The following is a 17,785-nucleotide window of genomic DNA, read 5'->3' as shown; positions in this document are numbered from 1 at the left end:
GGCGTTAACGACGTTTGTGAATCGGGGCCTCAAATGGGTTCCAATCGCATAGAGCCTCCACTACCCTTCCAACTGGTAAATGATGGGCGCATTGTCCCTCCTGATGTCGGTCGCCAGAGGCGGCGCCCGGCAGCGCGAGGGTCGCGGCGATGTCGACCCATCGAAGTAGCGTTGCGAGGCGGCAATCATGACCCGACAGAACAAGCTCCAGGACCCGACAGAAGCGGCGATGTCCGCGATCGAGGAGGCCCTGCGGCTCGACCAGTCGAAGCCCCTCGGTGCGGAGCCCCACCCATCCGAACCGAAGCTGCCTTCGGCCACTGAAGGCGATCTCAAGCTCGACCTGCCTCGCGTCGAGCCCGCGCCCAGGCCGCCGGAACCCGCCCCCGCACCGCAGGCAGCGGCCCCACGCCCGGCGATCGCGCCCGATACCAGCCGCGTCGCCAATGACGACCGCCGCGATTCCAGTTCCCTCGTCCAGGCCTTCTCGGTCCGCCCCTCGCGCCGCCCCTCCTGGTTCGCGGGCTTTGCCTCGCTGCTCTGGCTCGCCGGCGTCGCCTTCGTGCTCGTCGGCCGCTTCGGGTCGTTCAGCGGCGGCGTGCCGGAAGGCCTCGCCGGCTTCGGCCCTGGCGAATGGGCCATGCTCGCATTGGCGATCGGCACCCCCATCGTCTTCTTCTTCGTGCTCGCAGCACTGTACCGCCGCACCCAGGAGATGCGCCTCGTCTCGCGAGCGATGACGGAGGTCGCGTTGCGCCTGGCCGAGCCGGAAGTGGTCGGCGCCGATTCCGTTCTCTCGTTAAGCCAGACGATCCGTCGCGAAGTCGCCGCCATGGGCGACGGCATCGAGCGCGCCGTCGCACGCGCCGGCGAACTGGAAACGATCGTGCGCGGCGAGATCGCCACGCTCGAGCGCGCCTATGCGGATAACGAAATCCGGTTGCGCGCGCTTATCGACGAGCTCGTCACCCAGCGGGAATCCGTTGTGGGCAATGCCGAGCGCGTGAAATTCGCGATCAGCGGCGCACATGAGTCCCTCTCCAAGGATCTGGAAAGCGCCGGCCGCAGCATTGCCGAAGCCGTCTCTCAGGCCGGCGACCGCGTCACCGGCTCGCTCGGCGAGAAGGGCGACCAGATCACGGTCGCGCTCGGCCGCGCCGGTGAGCGCATGATCGACGAGATCAGCGGCCGCAGCCACGAACTGGTCGAACGCCTGCAGATCACTTCAGGCGAGGTCAGCGAGCGGCTGTCCGGCGCCAGCGACAACCTGTCGACGATGCTCGACGGGCGCGCTCAGGAAATTGCCTCCTCGCTGGAGCGTACCGGCCAGGTTCTGACAGAGGGCCTAACCTCGGGCGCCCGCGACGTCACCAAGGCGATCAGCGAGACCGGCTCGCAGGTCGTCGAGACGCTGACGGCGCGGGTCGAGACCGTCAACGAGACCCTGAGGCAGACGGGCGAAAGCCTGGCCCAGGAGATCTCGGAGCGGGGCACCACCGTCGCCGAGCGCTTCGAGCAGAGCGGCCGCACGCTGGTCGGCCTGATCGAGGGCCAGAGCGAGACGCTGACCCAGCGTATCGCGGAGACCGGAGAGACCCTGCGCAGTTCGCTCTCGAGCGAAGGCGAAAGCGTCACCACGCGCCTCGCCGAGGTCGGCCGCGGCGTCCACAGCCTGCTCAGCCGGCAGCATGAGAGCATGGCTTCGCGCCTGCTTGAAGTCGGCAACAACGTGCACGGGCTGATCGACAGCCAGGGCGAGACGCTGGTCAGCCGCCTCACCGAGACGGCCCGCACCGTCGAGGACGTGCTGCGCGAACGCGGCGACGCCATCGTGCTGCGTTTCGACGAGGCGAGCAAATCGCTGGGGGATACGGTCGGCCGCCAGGGCGACGAACTGACGACCCGGATCACCGATGTCGGCACCAGCCTGCATGGGCTCTTCACCGAGCAGGGCGGCAGCCTCGTGACCCGCCTCTCCGAGACCGGCGAGATCGTGCATACCCTGCTCGATCAGCAGGCCGAGAAGCTCACCAGCCGCGTCTCCGGCGCCGGGAAGGATGTCGAATCCCTGCTCGACCGCCATGGCGAAACGCTGGCCGCCCGCCTCGGCCAGACCGGCGAGGACGTGCACAAGCTCCTGAACGAGCAGGGCGATGCGCTCGTCGCCCGCCTCGGCCGCAGCGGCAAGGATGTCCAGAACCTGATCGGTCAGGAAGGCGACAACCTGGTCGCGCGCCTCGGCCTTGCCGGGCAGGAAGTCCACAGCCTGATCAGCGAACAGCGCAGCTCTCTCATCACCAGCCTGTCCGAGACCGGCACCAAGGTCAGCGCCCTGCTCGAAGAGCAGACCGGCGGCATGACGGTGAAGGTCTCGCAGGCCGGCCTCGACATGCAGGATCTGCTCAGCGGCCAGAGCCAGGCGCTGGTCACGCGGGTCGCCGATGTCGGCCGCTCCGTGCACAACCTGCTCGCCGAACGCGGTGGTGCACTGATCACCCAGCTTGCCGAGACCGGAGAGAACCTCCACCTCAAGCTCGGCGAACAAGGCGATGCGCTTGCGACCCGCGTGACGGAAAGCGTCGAGAGCGCCCGCTCCGCACTGGAGCAGCAGCAGGCCGGCTTCATCGCCCGCCTCGGCGAAACCAGCCAGGAGGTCGGCGCCCTGCTCGGCGAGCAGCGCGAGACGATGATCCGCGATCTCGTCAGCACCGGCCGCGAGGTTCACACCCTGCTCGGCGAGCAGAGCGAGGATCTGGCACGGCGCATGACCGACGCCACTCGCAGCCTCACCGAGACCATCAATGTCGATGGCCGCCATGTCGCCGAAACTGTCAGCGAAGCGACACAGGGGTTGCGCGCCACCTTCACCGTGCATGCAGAAGACGCGCGCACGCTTCTTGCCGACACCGGCAGGGAAATCGTGCTGGCGCTGACCCAGCAGGGCGGACGTGTCAACGAGGCCCTGGCCGCCAATGCCGAGTCGATGCTGCGCTCGGTCGAGAACCGTGCCCAGGCGCTGAACGAGACTCTGGCAAGCCGCCACGACGCGCTGAACCAGCTCTTCGATACGCAGGGCCGCCAGATCGACGGCACCCTGGCTGCGCGCCTCGCTGCCTTCTCCGAGCTGTTCGAGACCCAGGGTCGGGGTATCGAGGCCACGCTCAACGAGCGGCTTGTCTCCCTGTCCCAGCTCTTCGACTCGCAAGGGCGCGTCATCGAGCACGGCCTCAACGAGCGCCTCGCCGCACTCACGCATCTGTTCGACTCGCAGGGCCGCGGCATCGAGACCAATCTCAGCGAGCGTCTCGTCGCCTTCACCCAGCTGTTTGAAACGCAGGGTCGTGGCATCGAGACCAGCCTCAACGAACGCCTCGCCGCCTTCACCCAGCTGTTCGACACGCAGGGCCGTGGCATCGAGACGGGCCTCAACGAGCGCCTTGCTGCCTTCACTCATCTGTTCGACACGCAGGGTCACGGCATCGCGAATGGCCTCGACGAACGCCTCGAAGCGTTCAACCAGCTGTTCGACAGCAAGGGCCACGGTATCGCCAGCGGCCTCGACGAACGCCTCGAAGCGTTCAACCAGCTGTTCGACAGCAAGGGCCAAGGCATCGCCGGCGGCCTCGACGAACGCCTCGAAGCGTTCAACCAGCTGTTCGACAACAAGGGCCAAGGCATCGCCAGCGGTCTCGACCAGCGCCTCGCCGCCTTCAACCAGCTGTTCGATACCAGGGGCCACGGCATCGCGAGTGGCCTCGACCAGCGCCTCGCCGCCTTCACCCAGCTGTTCGATACCAAGGGGCACGGCATCGCCAGCGGCCTCGACGAACGCCTCGCGGCCTTCACCCAGCTGTTCGACAGCCATGGTCACGGCGTCGCGAGCAGCCTCGACGAACGCCTCACGGCCTTCACCCAGCTGTTCGACACGCATGGTCACGGCATCGCAAGCGGCCTCGACGAACGCCTCGCGGCCTTCACCCAGCTGTTCGACACACAGGGCCGCGACATCGAGAGCGGCCTTGGCGAACGCCTTGCCGCGTTCACGAGCCTGTTCGACACGCAGGGTCGCGAAGTTGAAGCCGCGCTCGGCATCCGCCTCGACGCCTTCGAAGACATCGTGGTCCGTCAGGGCGGAGCCCTTGCAACCAAGCTCAGCACGGACACGCGCGAATTCACAGAATCCGTGGCCGCGCGCCTGAACGAGGCCGAGCGCTTGCTGACCGGCGACGGCCAGGCCCAGGCCGCCCGCATTGGCACCCGTGCGGCAGAGGCCGCCGATATTCTCGCCGCCCGAACCCAGGAAGCGGCGACGGCCATGGAAGAGCAGATCAAGGTGTTCGAGGAGCGCTCCGGCGCCAAGAGCGCCGAGATCGCCACCTCCCTCGACGGGCTCATTGCCCGCATCGACGGCAATCTCGGCTCGCGGGCCACCGCGCTCAACGAGGCGCTGGTCGAACGCACTGTCGACATCGCCCGCGTGCTTGCCGAGGGCGGCCGGGAGGTCACCCGAGCCCTGGCGGCAAAGGCAGACGAGATCGGGGATGTCGTCACCTCGAAGAGCGAGTCGCTCACGCGTACGCTCAGCGAGAAGGCCGATACCATCAACGCCACCCTTGGCGGGCGGGCGTTGCAGATCGCCGATACGCTCGACCAGAGCGTCGCGCGCTTCGAGGAGCGCGTGGTCAACCGTCTCGACTCCGTCTCCGGGACGCTCGACACGCGCGGCCAGCAGATCGCCGACACGCTGCACAACAAGTCCGAGGAGATCTCGGTCTCGCTCGGGGCCCGCGCCGACGAACTGCGCGCCCTGTTCGACGACAAGGGCGGCGGCATGGTTGCGGCGCTCGGCCTGCGCGGCGAGGCCATCGCCAACGAGGTCGCGTCGGTCGGCGAAACCGTGGTCAGCGCCATCGAGAGCCGCGGCTCTTCGATCCTCGCCGGCCTGCGCGAACGCGGCACCGAGATCACGGCTGCGCTCGACACCTCGTCGGCGGGGCTGCGGGACACGCTCGAGGTCGGAACGCGCCAGTCGGTCGAAGCCCTGGTCAGCACCAACGAGCAGCTTCGCGGCGAGCTCGGCGGCATGCTTGGCCGCCTGGGCGAAGCCAACAAGCTGATGCAGCAGATCGTCAACGGCGCGAACAAGAACCTCGGCGCGATCGAGGCCGGCCTGTCGGAACGCGTCAGCGACCTGCAGGCAGTGCTCGCCACCGTCATGGACGAGACCAAGGGGGCGACGGAACAGGTCGCGGCCCAGGTCGAGGAGCTCAAGGCCTTCTCGGAAGGCACCTTGCGCCAGACCGCTGCGCTTGTCGGCCAGCTCGACGGCCAGGGCACCTCGCTCTCCGAGGTTACCCAGGCAAGCACGGCTGCGCTGCACGCTGTTGCCTCGCGGCTCGAGCAGGTCGAGGCGCGTGTCGGCAAGGCTCTCACCGATCGCAAGGACACGCTCGAGGAAGTGCATGGCCTGATCTCGGGCAAGACCGACGACATCGAAACGATCACGCGCTCCTTCGCGGCCTTGATCGACGAGTCGCTGAGCAGCGCCGAAGCACGCGCGCGCCAGATCGGCGGCGTGCTGACAGAGTCGGCCGAAGCCACGACCGGCGCGATCATGCAGCAGTTCGAGATGATCCGTGCCACCACGGGCAAGGAGCGCGAACGCACTGCGCACGCTCTGCGCTCGGCCTATGAGCAGGTCAGCGGAGAACTCGGCAACGAGCTGTCCAAGGTCACGGAACGCTTCCAGGGCGCCGCCGAGGACATGCGCAAGATCTCCAGCGAGATCCAGCGCGAGCTCGAGGCGACACGCTCCGAACTGAAGCGCGGCGTCCTCGACCTGCCGAAGGAGACGCAGGAATCGACGGCTGAGATGCGCCGTGTGGTTGCTGAGCAGATCAAGGCGCTCAACGAGCTGACCGAAATCGCGACGCGCGCCGGCCGCAATGCCGGCCCTGCCGAAGCCCCGGCTCGCCGTCCGGCTGCGGTCATGCCGGCAGCCCCGGCCTATTCCGCCTCCGTCACGCAGGCACGCGTGACGACCCTGGCCGAACCGCTGCGGCCCTCGATCGATGCGACAGCCGAGGCTTCCAAGCCGGAACCGCGCGCCGATACGAAGGCAGCCCCGGCTCGCCCGACGCCCGCACCGGACGCTTCGCGCCGTCAGGCCACACCGGAACAGCCCCCGGCCAAGTCCGGCTGGCTGTCCGATCTGCTGAACCGCGCCTCGCGTGAGGACCGGCAGGCGGAGCCGAGCAAGCCGACTGCGCACTCGATCGAGAAGCTCGATTCGCTCTCGGTCGATATCGCCCGGATGATCGACCACGATGCGGCCGTCGAGCTCTGGGACCGCTACAAGCGCGGCGAGCGCAACGTCTTCACGCGCCGGCTCTACACCCTGCAGGGTCAGCAGACCTTCGACGAGATCCGGCGGAAGTACCGCCGCGATGCGGAGTTCAAGGAGACGGTCGACCGCTACATCGACGAGTTCGAGCGCCTGCTCGGCGAGGCGGCCAAGGACGACCGTGACTCGATGGTGGCGAAGACCTACCTCACCTCCGAGACCGGCAAGGTCTACACCATGCTGGCCCATGCGAGCGGGCGCTTCGAGTAAGCGCCCCTCCACCACCCCGAAATGCAAAACGGCCGCCCAATCGGGCGGCCGTTTTCATTGAAGTCTTGCGAACTCGATGTCGCTTTCGCCTAGATCATGCTGCGAAAGAGTGGCAACGGCTTTTCGCATCGAGCAACGCTCTCAACTATGAGAGTCGATCACGTTTTCTGTGTTTGCACGATTTCGTCCAAACACTGCGTGATCTAAGCAGCCCAGCGGACGATATCGATCAGCACCTTCGACAGCGCCTGGTCGAGCGCGTGGGCGGCGGCGGCACCGTCGACGGCACCGACGGGCACCCTGGCCGAGAACAGTTTGGCGCGCTGGATGTGCCCGGTCCGGTCCCCGACCAGCTTCGCGGTGATCTCGACGACGGCGGAGTTCGTCGCAGCATCGATATTGAAGCTGCGGATATCCGTGTTGAGCTGGAAATCGGGAACGATCCGTTCACCCGGCAGCGAAACCGACGCGATGCGACTGCCGTTCTCGAAAGTCTGGAGCAACCGTATCTGCACCAGCTTCGGAACCCGGTCGGCCCATTGCGTGCCGCCGAGGAACGACAGCGCGCCGGCAGAGTCCCGGACAATCATGCGATCGGAATCGAGGGTCTGGACCGTCGTCGGCTCGTTGATGACGAGGGCTGCGCGCGCTCCTCCGACCCGGCCGAAATCGCGCGGTGCAGACAGATCGTAGGTGGTGGGCGTCGCGCCGCCGCTGCAGCCGCTCAGCGTGAGCGAGACGGCCAGGACGAGAGCGGCGATCGGCGTGAAGCCAGGTTCTGGCGCAAGGCGGGACGACATCGGCATCTGACTAGCGCGATCCGCTATACTGGGGAAGCGGCGGACGGCCGCCAAAGATGAACTGTTGCGGATTGCGCTCGATATTGCGCAGCGCCCGGTTGAAATCCGTCAGCGTCCGACGGCCTTCGGCTGCGAGGTTCTCGATGTCGCGCAAGCCCGGCCCGGTAAAGCGGTTGATCCCGGTCGTGATCTCCGCAGTGCGCTTGTCGAGGTTCTCGGCAAGGGTGCGGATCGAGCGCGCAGCATTGCCGACCTCGGCCAGCGCCCCCTGCCCGTCCCCGGAATTCAGGAACCCCTGCGCGGCCTTGAGCACGCCCTCGACCTGATCAGCCGCCTTGTTGAGCTTCTCGCTGATCGAGGCGACATCCTTCACCACCTTGCCGACATCCTCGCTGTTGTCGCCCAGTGCGGCGGTGAACTTGTCGACATTGGCGACGATGTTGGCGACCTTGCGCTGGTCGACGGACTTCACAACCTCGGTCAGTTCATCGCTCAGGCTGCCGAGTTTCTGCGAAAGCGGGGCGATCGTATCGGCGATCTGGCCGAAGCTGCTCATCAGCTTGTCGATGCCGTCGGAATTGTTGCCGAGTGCGGCGGAGAATTTCTCGACATTCCTGACCGTGTTGCCGATCGAGCCGGCATTGTCCTTGACGAGCCCCTCGATGCCGCCGAGCACCTCGTCGGCCCGCTTGGCGATCGTGCGTACCGTCTCCAGAATGTCCTGGAACTCGGACCGTTCGGCAATGATCGTCGGCAGGCTCTGGCCAGGCTGAGGCTTCAACACAGGGGAATCCGGGTCACCACCCAGCAACTGCACGGCGACGACGCCCGCGAGGCCCTGAGCCTCGATCCGGGCCCGGGTGTCCACCCTGAGCGGCGTGGTATTGTCGACCTGAACGACGGCGTAAATCCGGCGAGGATCGTCCGGCAGCAGTTCGATGCGGGTGACCTCGCCAACACGCAGGCCATTGAAAAGCACGCTGGAACCGCGCCCCAGTCCGGTGACGGTGCCGCTGAAGACGATCCGGACATCCTGCCGGCGGCCCGCCAGGCCACTGTTGAACCAGTAGACGAAGCCGAACATCGCCGCGAGGACCGCGAGCGTGAAGAGACCGACCAGTGCGTAGTTCGCGCGCGATTCCATTAGCGCAACGTTAGAGCAGGATTCTTCAAGGGGCGAAGCAGCTTTCGGGCAACATTCTCCTCCAACGCGTCAATCGAGGCCGGGTTTCGCGGCCCTGGTCGCTTATCGAACGCGCCTCACGACCTTCTCTGGTCGGCAGGGAGGCGAGCCTGGGCCCGTTCGCCTCCAAAATACGCCTTCAGCCAGGGGTGATCGGAGGCCAGCATCGTCGCGATCGGCCCGACCGCGATGACGCGTTTGTCCGCCAGCGCAGCGATCCGGTCGCAGGCCGAATACAGGCTGTCGAGATCATGCGTCACCATGAAGACGGTGAGGCCGAGCGTTTCCTTCAGCGTCATGATCAGTTGGTCGAATTCGGCAGCGCCGATCGGATCGAGGCCCGAGGTCGGCTCGTCCAGGAAGACGATCTCGGGATCGAGCGCCAGCGCCCGCGCGAGCGCGGCGCGCTTGATCATGCCGCCCGAAAGCTCGGAAGGCGCCTTGTCCGCCGCATCGGGCCTGAGACCGACCATCTCGAGCTTGAGCATCGCCATCTCGTCGAGCAGCGCGGGCGACAGCTTCAGGTATTCCCGCATCGGCACCTGGATGTTCTGCTTGACGCTGAGAGCCGAGAAGAGAGCGCCGTGCTGGAACATGACGCCAAAGCGCTGTTCAAGGGTGCGTCGCGCAGGCCCTTCGAGATCGTCGACATTCTCGCCGAAGACCTCGATCGTGCCGCGCTGCTTGCGCACGAGCCCGAGGATCGTGCGGGTGAGGACGGATTTTCCCGTGCCGGAACCACCGACGAAACCGAGGATCTCGCCGCGCATGACGTCGAGATCGAGGCCGTCCATGATCACCTTGTCCCCGAAGGCGACCTTGAGATTGCGCACCTTGATGACAGGCTCCGGCGCGTCCTGGTTGCTCCCGGACGGTTCGGCCGCGTCATGCGACGGCGGATATCCCGCCGACTGGCCCCAGTTTGCGCTCATGCCCGGCCCACCGCCCTCAAAACTGGATGGATGCAAAGAACATGGCGAAAAGCCCGTCCACCAGGATGACCATGAAGATCGCCTTCACCACCGAGGCCGTGACCTGACGGCCGAGCGACTCGGCCGAGCCCTGGACGGCGAGACCTTCGATCGAGGCGATCAGACCGATGACGAAGGCCATGAAAGGAGCCTTGATCAGCCCGACGGCGAAATGCTTCCAGGTGATCACCGATTGGAGGCGCGCCAGGAAGGTATCGATGCCGATGCCACCATAGAGCCAACTCACCAGCGCCGCCCCCGCCAAGCCGGCCATGGAAGAGATGAAGGTGAGGATCGGCAGCGAGATGATCAACGCCAGGATGCGCGGAACGACGAGGACCTCGATCGGGTCGAGCCCCATCACCCGCAGGGCATCGATTTCCTCGCGCATCTTCATCGAGCCGATCTCGGCGGTGAAGGCCGAGCCTGAACGGCCGGCAATCATGATCGAGGTGAGCAGTACCCCGAGCTCGCGCAGAATCAGGATGCCCGTCAAATTGACGACGAAGGCCGAAGCGCCGAACTGCTGCAGCTGGAATATGCCCTGCTGGGCGACGATGCAGCCGACCAGAAACGAGATCAGCATGATGATCGGCGCGCCATTGAAGGCGATCAGCTCGATCTGATTGACGAGCGGCGGTCCCCTGAACTTGCGCGGACCGAACATGACGCTGACGGAGCCGACCACCACCTCGCCGAGGAACATCGCTCCGCCGACCATGTCGCGCCCGAAGCGGACCATGGCCTCGCCGATATTCACCAGCACGCTGACAATGCCGAAATGATGGACCGTCGGCGGGACGGAGCAGTCGTGGATATTGACCTCGGCCAGCAGCACCGCGTGCTCCGGCCTCCGGCTGACGAGTTCGACCGAGCCCCCGGCGGCCTCGCGCTGGTTCTTCAGCCGGTTGAGAACATAGGCGCCGAGCGTATCGAGCCGGATGATCGCGGAGAGATCGAGGGTCGCGCGCGACACCGAGGCGATGCGTTCGCCCATTTCAGCGATCAATTCCTCAATGCGCGGCGCGCGCTCGGCGCTCCAGGAGCCGGTCAGCTCGATGGCGAGCCTACCTGCATCGTCGTGAAAGACGGCCTGGGGTTCGGCGGTGTCGAGGCTCGCCATGGTCTCCCTGATGTCCCTCGATCGGCCTCATCGGACCTCCGTCCGCGCATGGCACCCTAATGCCAGGTCAGGCCCTATCCCCGAAACCTGTATCGCCGTGCCGGGCACGCTTGGCAAGCGTCGTCGCGCTGCATCGCTGTCGCTGCGAACGCTCCCACCGCGTGATCGGCGCGCTCCGGTTTTTTTGTGCATCGAGGCGCCTTTCAATGCCGCATGGCAGCACTTCCTTAATCAATTCTGTCGCACGGTTTTCGCTGGATCATCACGACTGCCCGGCCCGAATCGGTCAGTCTCCCCGAGAGCAGGTTCGTCATGGGCGACGCGCGTTCGCTGACACCGCTGAGCGAGACCGACTACGAGGCTATCGCCGCGGCAGTGATGGAGACCGCGCGCGGGCGGTGGTTCATGGCCGAGCACGCCAAGCGAAACCGGCAGGCCGACACCGCTCAGGTGCTCGCTGCCATCGACAGGCTGCAGCATGCCATGGGCGTCTCTGCTGCTCCGGCGTCGAGCGGACCAGATGTGAGCGAGGCCATCGCGCTGATCATGGATCTGCGCAGCGATCTGGAACGGATCAGCGGCAAGGCCGGCGAGCCGTCGTCGCGTCTCGCTGCACGTATCGAGACCGCGGCCGGCAGCATCGTCGGCGCGACCGAGAGCATCCAGGAAGCTGCCTGGGGCCTGCGCGAGAGTGGCGCAGCGGAAGTGATGTGCGACCTGCTCGATCGGCGGGCGACGGAGATCTATGCGGCAAGCGCCGTTGTCGAGGGCACCGCGCAGCAGATCGGCAAGATCGCCGACACGATCGCCATGCTCGACAGCAGCCTGCGGGCCATCGCCGGCAGCATGCATGTCGCCCCCGACACAAGCCGGATCACGCCGCTCCCGATGCCTGCCAAGGCGCTTGATCTGCGCGAGGCCGTTCCACTCTCGACCTATGACGACATCGAGATCGTCGAGATCGACGACAAGCCGCGCTCCACCCTGCACGAGACCCCGCGCATCCGGACGAGAGCCTCCAATCATCGGCGACTCAGCACGATTCAGATGATGGAGGAAGACCTCGTCTTCGCGGAAGCCCCCGAGGCTGCGGTCACAGTGGCTGCGCCGAAGCCGAGAGCCGCGGCGACGACGTCGGAGGTCGAGCTGCGCAAGATCGAAGCGCTCCCGGTCGACGAGAAGCTCGCCTTCTTCGCCTGATCAGCCGGGTTTCGCGACAAAACTATCCATCTTGCCGGGGTTCAGCAGGCCGTAGGGATCGACCTCGTGCTTGAAGCCGAGCTGGTCGGCATCGGCCCGCTTGTGGCGGCTGCCACCTTCGAGCGAGACGACATGCGGGTTCGCGATCATCACGCCCGCCTCCTCATGCAGCGCGATGATCTCGTTCAGCCGCTCCGGGGTCGTGTAGCGCAGAATCGGCAGGGCGCTCGCGGTCACGCGTCCACCGAAGCGGATGAATTCGTGATGAGGCAGCACCTCGTCCGGGAAGCGTGTGATCATCTCGCGGGCGCTCGCGACCAGCCGGTCATGCGGGAACAGGCACTGCAGATAGGTGATCGAGCGATCGCTCTTCAGCCATTGCAGCGTCGTGTGGTTCCAGGTGTACTCATAGAGCGGCACCGTGCCCGGCCCCTCCTCCGAGGGCGCCTCATAGGTCACCGTTCCGCGCGCACCGATGATCGCCTTGAAGGGGCCAAGCGAGGCCTCCGCGATCATGCAGATCAGGATGCTCTTGCCTGGCGGGCAATGCTGCTTCAACGCGCCGAAATAGGACGGGATCGGCGATGAGATCGGCGTCACCAGCTTCTTGACCACGCCGTCTGCCAGCGCGACGTCATAGCCGGCCTGGAACGCCTCGATGTAATCGTCGAAGGCGACGATGACGTCGATCCACGGCCAGGCCGGGGCCAGCGGCATTTCGAGCGCGGTGATGATGCCGGTCGTGCCGTAGGCGCGGTTGACCTTCTGGGCTGCGTCGTCGCGCAGCTCGAGAATGCGCGGCTCCTCCTCCACCGTGACGACGCGGGCCGCGAGGATATTGCCCGGTTCGCGCAGGCCGCCATAGGTCACGGAGCCAACGCCGCCCGAGCCGCCCGCGACGAAGCCGCCGACAGTCGCCGACCGTTTGGTCGAGGGATGCATGCGCAATTCGTAGCCGGATGGCCGGGTCGCCATGTCGATATCGAGCAACCTGGCGCCGGCCTGGACGCGGATCGCGCCGGGCTTCTGCCACTCGATCGCGGTCAGTGCGGTGATATCGAGCAGGACGCCGCCTTCAAGCGGCACGGCCTGACCGTAATTGCCGGTTCCCGCGGCACGCACCGTCAGCGCGATGCGTCGCCTGGCACAGGCCGCCGCAACGCGCACCACATCGGCCTCGTCGCGCGGACAGACGATGATATCGGCCGACTTGTTCGCCAGTTCGGCATTGAGGATCGGCGAGTACCAGAAGAAGTCGCGCGAGCGCTTGCGCACGACCTGCGGCTCATCGATCAGCGGGATGTCGGCGATATCGGTCTTGAAGCCCGCGATATCGTAGCGCGAGGGCTGAACCGCCCTCGGTTTGCGGTCCGGGACGGCGTTCATGATCAATTCTCCCGCTTCAGCGCGCTTTCATGCCAGCGCCGCAACAGCAGATGCGAGATCCAGCTCGTCACCAGGAAGATCGCGATGCCCGAGAGCGAGATCATGATCAGGGCGGCGAAGACCCGCGGAATCTTGAGCTGATAACCGGCTTCGAGGATGCGATAGGCGAGGCCCGACTCGCTCCCACCCGTTCCGGCAACGAACTCCGCCACCACCGCGCCGATCAGGGCAAGACCGCCGGAGATCTTCAGGCCCGCCAGGAAGTAAGGCAGCGCGGCCGGCAGCTTGAGATAGCGCATCGTCTGCCAGCGCGTCGCGCCATAGAGCTGGAAGAAATTGATCAGGTTGTGGTCGGCCGAGTTCAGCCCGAGGATCGTGTTCGACAGGATCGGGAAGAAGGCGACGATCCAGGCGCAGATCAGCAGCGACAGGTTGATGTCGCCGGCCCAGATGATGATCAGCGGCGCGATCGCGACGATCGGCGTGACCTGGAGGACCACCGCATAAGGCAGAAGCGACATCTCCAGCCATTTCGACTGGGTGAAGAGCACGGCCAGCGTGACGCCGACGACCACGGCTGCGAAGAGCGCCATGAAGGTGATGCGCAGCGTGATCCAGAGCGAGCCCGAAAGCGTGCCCCAGTCGGCGATCAGCGTTTGCCCGATCAGCACCGGCCCGGGCAGGATATAGGGTGGGATCTCCTTCCAGCGGACGAGGAACTCCCACAGGCCAAGCGCCAGCACGCCAACCGCGATCGGCGCCAGGATGCGGGGCCAGGCGCTGGCGGGCAGGCCGAGGATGCGGGGCTCGGCCGCGAAGATCGGGCGCGCTTCCGCATCGGTCCCGTCATGGGGCACATGCGGCATGGTGGTATCCAGGGACGGCGCGCTCATGAGCCGATCGCCTCCTTGAGCTTGCCGGAAACGACACGACACAGATGCGCGTAATCGGCCGAGGTGCGGAACAGCTCGTCGCGCGGATAGGGAGCATCGACGTCGAGATCTGCCATGACGCGCCCGGGACGAGCCGCCATGACGACGATGCGCTTCGACAGGTAGACCGACTCGAACACCGAATGGGTGACGAAGACGGCGGTGAACTTCGTCTTCCACCAGAGCTCGAGCAGGTCGTCATTGAGGCGGTGACGGGTGATTTCGTCCAGCGCCGCGAAGGGCTCGTCCATCAGCAGGATCTTTGGCCGCATCACCAGCGCACGGGCGATCGAGACGCGCATTTTCATGCCGCCGGAAAGCTCGCGCGGATAGGATTTCTCGAAGCCCTTCAGCCCGACCAGCGCCAGCATCTCGGCCGAGCGCTCCTGCGCCTCGCGCTTCGGCACATGCTTGAGGATCAGCGGCATCATCACGTTGGACAGAGCATCCGCCCAGGGCATCAATGTCGGGTCCTGGAAGACGAAGCCGAGATCGCGCTCCGGCTTGCCGGAGGCGTCATGGCTCGTCGTCGGCCAGTCGATCGTGCCCGTCGATGGCGCACCCAGGCCTGCGATCATCCGCAGCAAGGTCGACTTGCCGCAGCCCGAGGGGCCGAGCAGGCTGATGAACTCGCCCGTGCCAAGGTCGAGATTGACGTCGCGCACGGCCAATGTGCCGTTGGCGAACTGCTTCGAGACATGCCGGACTGATACGAGCGGCCTGGCGCCGCTGCCTTCGACATGAGGTCTGCTCAGATAGGCTGTGTCCAAAGCCTGATGATCCATCTTGCTGCTGTCGAACGTCTTCCGGTCATCCCGGACGGATCGGCGCCGCCGCGCCGACCCGGGGTCCATGAAGGGCGGAAGCCGCCTACGCCTTGCCGACGCCCTTGTTGATGAACTCGAGGCTATAGGCCTTCTTGATGTCGATGCCAGCAGGGAAGACGCCGGCCTCCGTCATCATCTTGTAGAAATCGGCCCAGCGCGCATCTGTCATCGCGCCGATGCCAAGCGTCAGCGCGTCCCCCGAGAGCACGATGCCGTTCTCGTTCATGACCTGGCGGGCATAGGCGAGCTTCTCGCCGTCCATGTCGGGATTGTCCTTGAGGATCAGCGCGTTGGCGGCCTCGATCGCCGGGCCGCCCTTCATGTACTCGGCCCAGCCTTCGAGAGTCGCGGTGACGAAGCGCTGCACCACGTCCTTCTTCTCGGCGACCATCTTCTTCGAGATGTTGATGGTCGTGTTGTAGTTGCCGAAGCCGGAATCGGCGAGCAGGTGCACGACCGGGTTCACGCCGGCCTTGCGGATCGCGAAGGGCTCGGAGGACAGGAAGCCCTGCTGCGAGATCGTCTTGTCGGCCAGGAACGGCGCCATGTTGAAGGTGTAGGGCCGGATCTGCTCGTCGGTGAAACCGAACTTCGCCTTCAGGAAAGGCCAGAAGCTGGTGCGTCCGCCGGCGCCGACCAGGATCGGCTTGCCCTTGAGCGCAGCCAGCGTGTCGTTGCCCTGGCCCGGATGCGAGATCAGGACCTGCGGGTCCTTCTGGAAGATCGAGGCGATGCAGAGGAAGGGCAGGTTCTCCTGGGCATAGCGGATCGCCTCGAACGAGTTCGACATGATCATGTCGACCCGGCCACCGAGCAGGAGCTGCGACGGGTTCTGCTGCGGGCCGCCCATGCGGATATCGGCGTCGATGCCGTATTTCTTGTAGATGCCGTTGGCGAGGGCGAGATAGAAGCCGCCATGTTCGCCCTGGGCGCGCCAGTTGGTCTGGTAGCTGACCTTGTCCAGCGTCTGGGCATTGACCCTGGCTCCGGGAACCGGGATCAGAGCGGAAGCGGCCGAGCCGCCGATCAGGCCGAGCGCAGCGCGACGGCTCACGCGATACTTCATCGTCATGGAACGGACCTCCAGGAACAGGCTAGCCAGCGGCGTCCGCGCCGCGCTGTGGCCACCAGCGAGCAACATATATGCCACGCTGCCAGGCGCGCTGGAAATCCGGCATCGCATTATTACGCACAGAGATCGGGCATTTGCCCAATTCCTCGCCAGATCTGCAACACCTGAAGTGATCAACAGCCGCGACGGCGCCATGCGGCCACGCGGCTTCCTCCGCCGGCACTTCCGGCTATGGTGGCGCCGTCCACGGAATCCGAGATCAGCATGACCAGCCCTGCCCTCTCCGCACTTCGCGCCGAACTCGCAGATCTGACGATCTATGACGACGCGCCGTCGCTCAGGATGCACAGCCGCGACTTCTTCTGGTTCTCCCCCGTGCTGAAGCCGGATCTCGAGGGCAAGCAGGCTGAACTCGTGATCCTGCCGAAGACCAAGGACGAGGTTCGCCGCGTCGCCTCGGCCTGCGCGCGCCATCGCGTGCCATTGACGGTTCGCGGCGGCGGCACCGGCAATTACGGCCAGGCCGTGCCGCTCGAAGGTGGGGTCGTGCTCAACCTGTCCCGGTTCAGCCGCGTGGTCTCGACCACGCTCGGCGCGGGCCGGTTCGAGGCTGGCGCGAACATGCTCGATATCGACAAGGCGCTTGCCCCGCTCGGGCAGGAGTTGCGCATGCATCCCTCGACCCGGGCACAGGCAACGCTCGGCGGCTTCATCGCAGGCGGAGCTGCCGGCGCTGGTTCCTGCACGTGGGGACAGATCGACAATCCAGGCGCGGTCATCGCTGTCGAAGTCATGACGGTCGAGCCGGAGCCGCGGCTGATCGAGCTGCGCGGCAAGGACATCCTCAAGGTCATGCACGCCTATGGCGTCAACGGCATCATCACCGAGGTCGAGGTGCCACTGGCACCCGCCCATGCATGGGCAGAACGGATCGCGACCTTCGAGACCCTTGGCCAGGCGGCCGCCTTCGGCCAGGCCTTCACCGAATGCGACGGTATCGCCAAGAAGCTGATCAGCATCCACGATCCCCGCATTGCCCCGTATTTGCGCCGACTCGCCCCCTGGCTGGGCGAGAACAAGGCCTTCGCCATCCTGATGGTCTCGGAGCCGCAGGGCGACGAGCTCGACCGGCTGATTGCCGAGATGGGCGGAACGGTCACCTTCTCGCGCGCAGCGGCTGAAGCCCGCGCCGCGGCATTCGGGGAGCATCGCGAGAAGGGCGCGCCCGGCCCGCTCTACGAATACACCTGGAACCACACCACGCTGCATGCGCTGAAGGTCGACCCCGACATCACCTATCTGCAACTGCGCTTCCCGCCGGTCCGTAACCTCGAACTGCTGGCCTGGGCCGAGACGCATTTCCACGAGGATGTGCTCTTCCACATCGAGTTCCAGCGCCGGCAGGGCAAGGTCTACCATTCCAGCCTGCCGCTGGTGCGCTTCACCACGGCCGAACGCCTGCACGAGATCATGGCGCAGGCCGAAGAAGCGGGCATCCAGGCCTCGAACCCGCATAGCTGGGTCCTGAACAACGCCGGCTGGAAGAAGGTCGATGCGCCGCAACCGGAGTTCAAGCGGATCGCCGATCCGCAAGGACTGATGAACCCCGGCAAGCTGTTGAACTGGCAAGCCGATGCTGCGCAGGCGGCGGAATGACGAGCAGACAAGGACGGATTGA

11 protein-coding genes are annotated in these 17,785 nt (G+C 65.8%); 3 read left to right on the top strand and 8 right to left on the bottom strand.

The window, feature by feature from the left end; translation table 11 throughout:
- The first annotated feature begins 187 nt into the window (after positions 1-187).
- A complete protein-coding gene (locus tag AC1D34_RS00155; RefSeq protein WP_476823177.1) occupies positions 188-6,613 on the top strand; it encodes an apolipoprotein A-IV repeat region-like domain-containing protein in 6,426 nt (2,141 codons plus the stop codon).
- Positions 6,614-6,816: 203 nt separating this feature from the next.
- Here AC1D34_RS00155 and AC1D34_RS00150 read toward each other — a convergent pair whose 3' ends face one another.
- The 4 genes from AC1D34_RS00150 to AC1D34_RS00135 form a co-directional block, all read right to left on the bottom strand.
- Positions 6,817-7,419, bottom strand: a complete 603-nt coding sequence (locus tag AC1D34_RS00150; protein ID WP_476823176.1) for an ABC-type transport auxiliary lipoprotein family protein — start codon at positions 7,417-7,419, stop codon at positions 6,817-6,819.
- A gap of 4 nt (positions 7,420-7,423) precedes the next feature.
- Positions 7,424-8,557: an MlaD family protein gene (locus AC1D34_RS00145; protein WP_441489092.1), complete on the bottom strand. Its 1,134-nt coding sequence runs from the start codon at positions 8,555-8,557 to the stop codon at positions 7,424-7,426.
- A 116-nt stretch (positions 8,558-8,673) separates the two neighbouring features.
- Positions 8,674-9,528, bottom strand: coding sequence for an ABC transporter ATP-binding protein (locus AC1D34_RS00140; protein ID WP_441489091.1), 855 nt, complete (start codon positions 9,526-9,528; stop codon positions 8,674-8,676).
- 16 nt (positions 9,529-9,544) lie between these two features.
- Positions 9,545-10,690, bottom strand: a complete 1,146-nt coding sequence (locus tag AC1D34_RS00135) for an MlaE family lipid ABC transporter permease subunit (protein WP_476823175.1) — start codon at positions 10,688-10,690, stop codon at positions 9,545-9,547.
- Positions 10,691-11,002: 312 nt separating this feature from the next.
- Here AC1D34_RS00135 and AC1D34_RS00130 point away from each other — a divergent pair, with 312 nt between their 5' ends.
- A complete protein-coding gene (locus AC1D34_RS00130; protein WP_441489089.1) occupies positions 11,003-11,890 on the top strand; it encodes a hypothetical protein in 888 nt (295 codons plus the stop codon).
- Here the strand turns inward: AC1D34_RS00130 and AC1D34_RS00125 are convergent, their stop codons facing one another.
- The 4 genes from AC1D34_RS00125 to AC1D34_RS00110 all read right to left on the bottom strand — a co-directional run bounded on the left by AC1D34_RS00125 (position 11,891) and on the right by AC1D34_RS00110 (position 16,107).
- Positions 11,891-13,276: an FAD-binding oxidoreductase gene (locus tag AC1D34_RS00125; protein ID WP_441489088.1), complete on the bottom strand. Its 1,386-nt coding sequence runs from the start codon at positions 13,274-13,276 to the stop codon at positions 11,891-11,893. It abuts the gene before it with no gap.
- Positions 13,277-13,278: 2 nt separating this feature from the next.
- Positions 13,279-14,169 carry an ABC transporter permease gene (locus AC1D34_RS00120; RefSeq protein WP_084651136.1) on the bottom strand — a complete coding sequence of 297 codons (891 nt, stop codon included), beginning with the start codon at positions 14,167-14,169 and terminating at the stop codon, positions 13,279-13,281.
- Entirely contained in the window at positions 14,166-14,978 is an 813-nt protein-coding gene (locus tag AC1D34_RS00115) for an ABC transporter ATP-binding protein (RefSeq protein WP_441489087.1), read from the bottom strand. The genes AC1D34_RS00120 and AC1D34_RS00115 overlap by 4 nt, the downstream gene beginning before the upstream one ends.
- A 100-nt stretch (positions 14,979-15,078) precedes the next feature.
- Positions 15,079-16,107: an ABC transporter substrate-binding protein gene (locus AC1D34_RS00110; protein WP_441506656.1), complete on the bottom strand. Its 1,029-nt coding sequence runs from the start codon at positions 16,105-16,107 to the stop codon at positions 15,079-15,081.
- Positions 16,108-16,371: 264 nt separating this feature from the next.
- Here AC1D34_RS00110 and AC1D34_RS00105 point away from each other — a divergent pair, with 264 nt between their 5' ends.
- Positions 16,372-17,763, top strand: coding sequence for an FAD-binding oxidoreductase (locus AC1D34_RS00105; protein ID WP_441506657.1), 1,392 nt, complete (start codon positions 16,372-16,374; stop codon positions 17,761-17,763).
- Positions 17,764-17,785 lie beyond the last annotated feature (22 nt).

The organism is Allobosea sp. P1_A7 (assembly GCF_056406775.1).
Note: the sequence above shows the minus strand (reverse complement) of the source record. Positions and strands in the feature narration are given on the sequence as shown.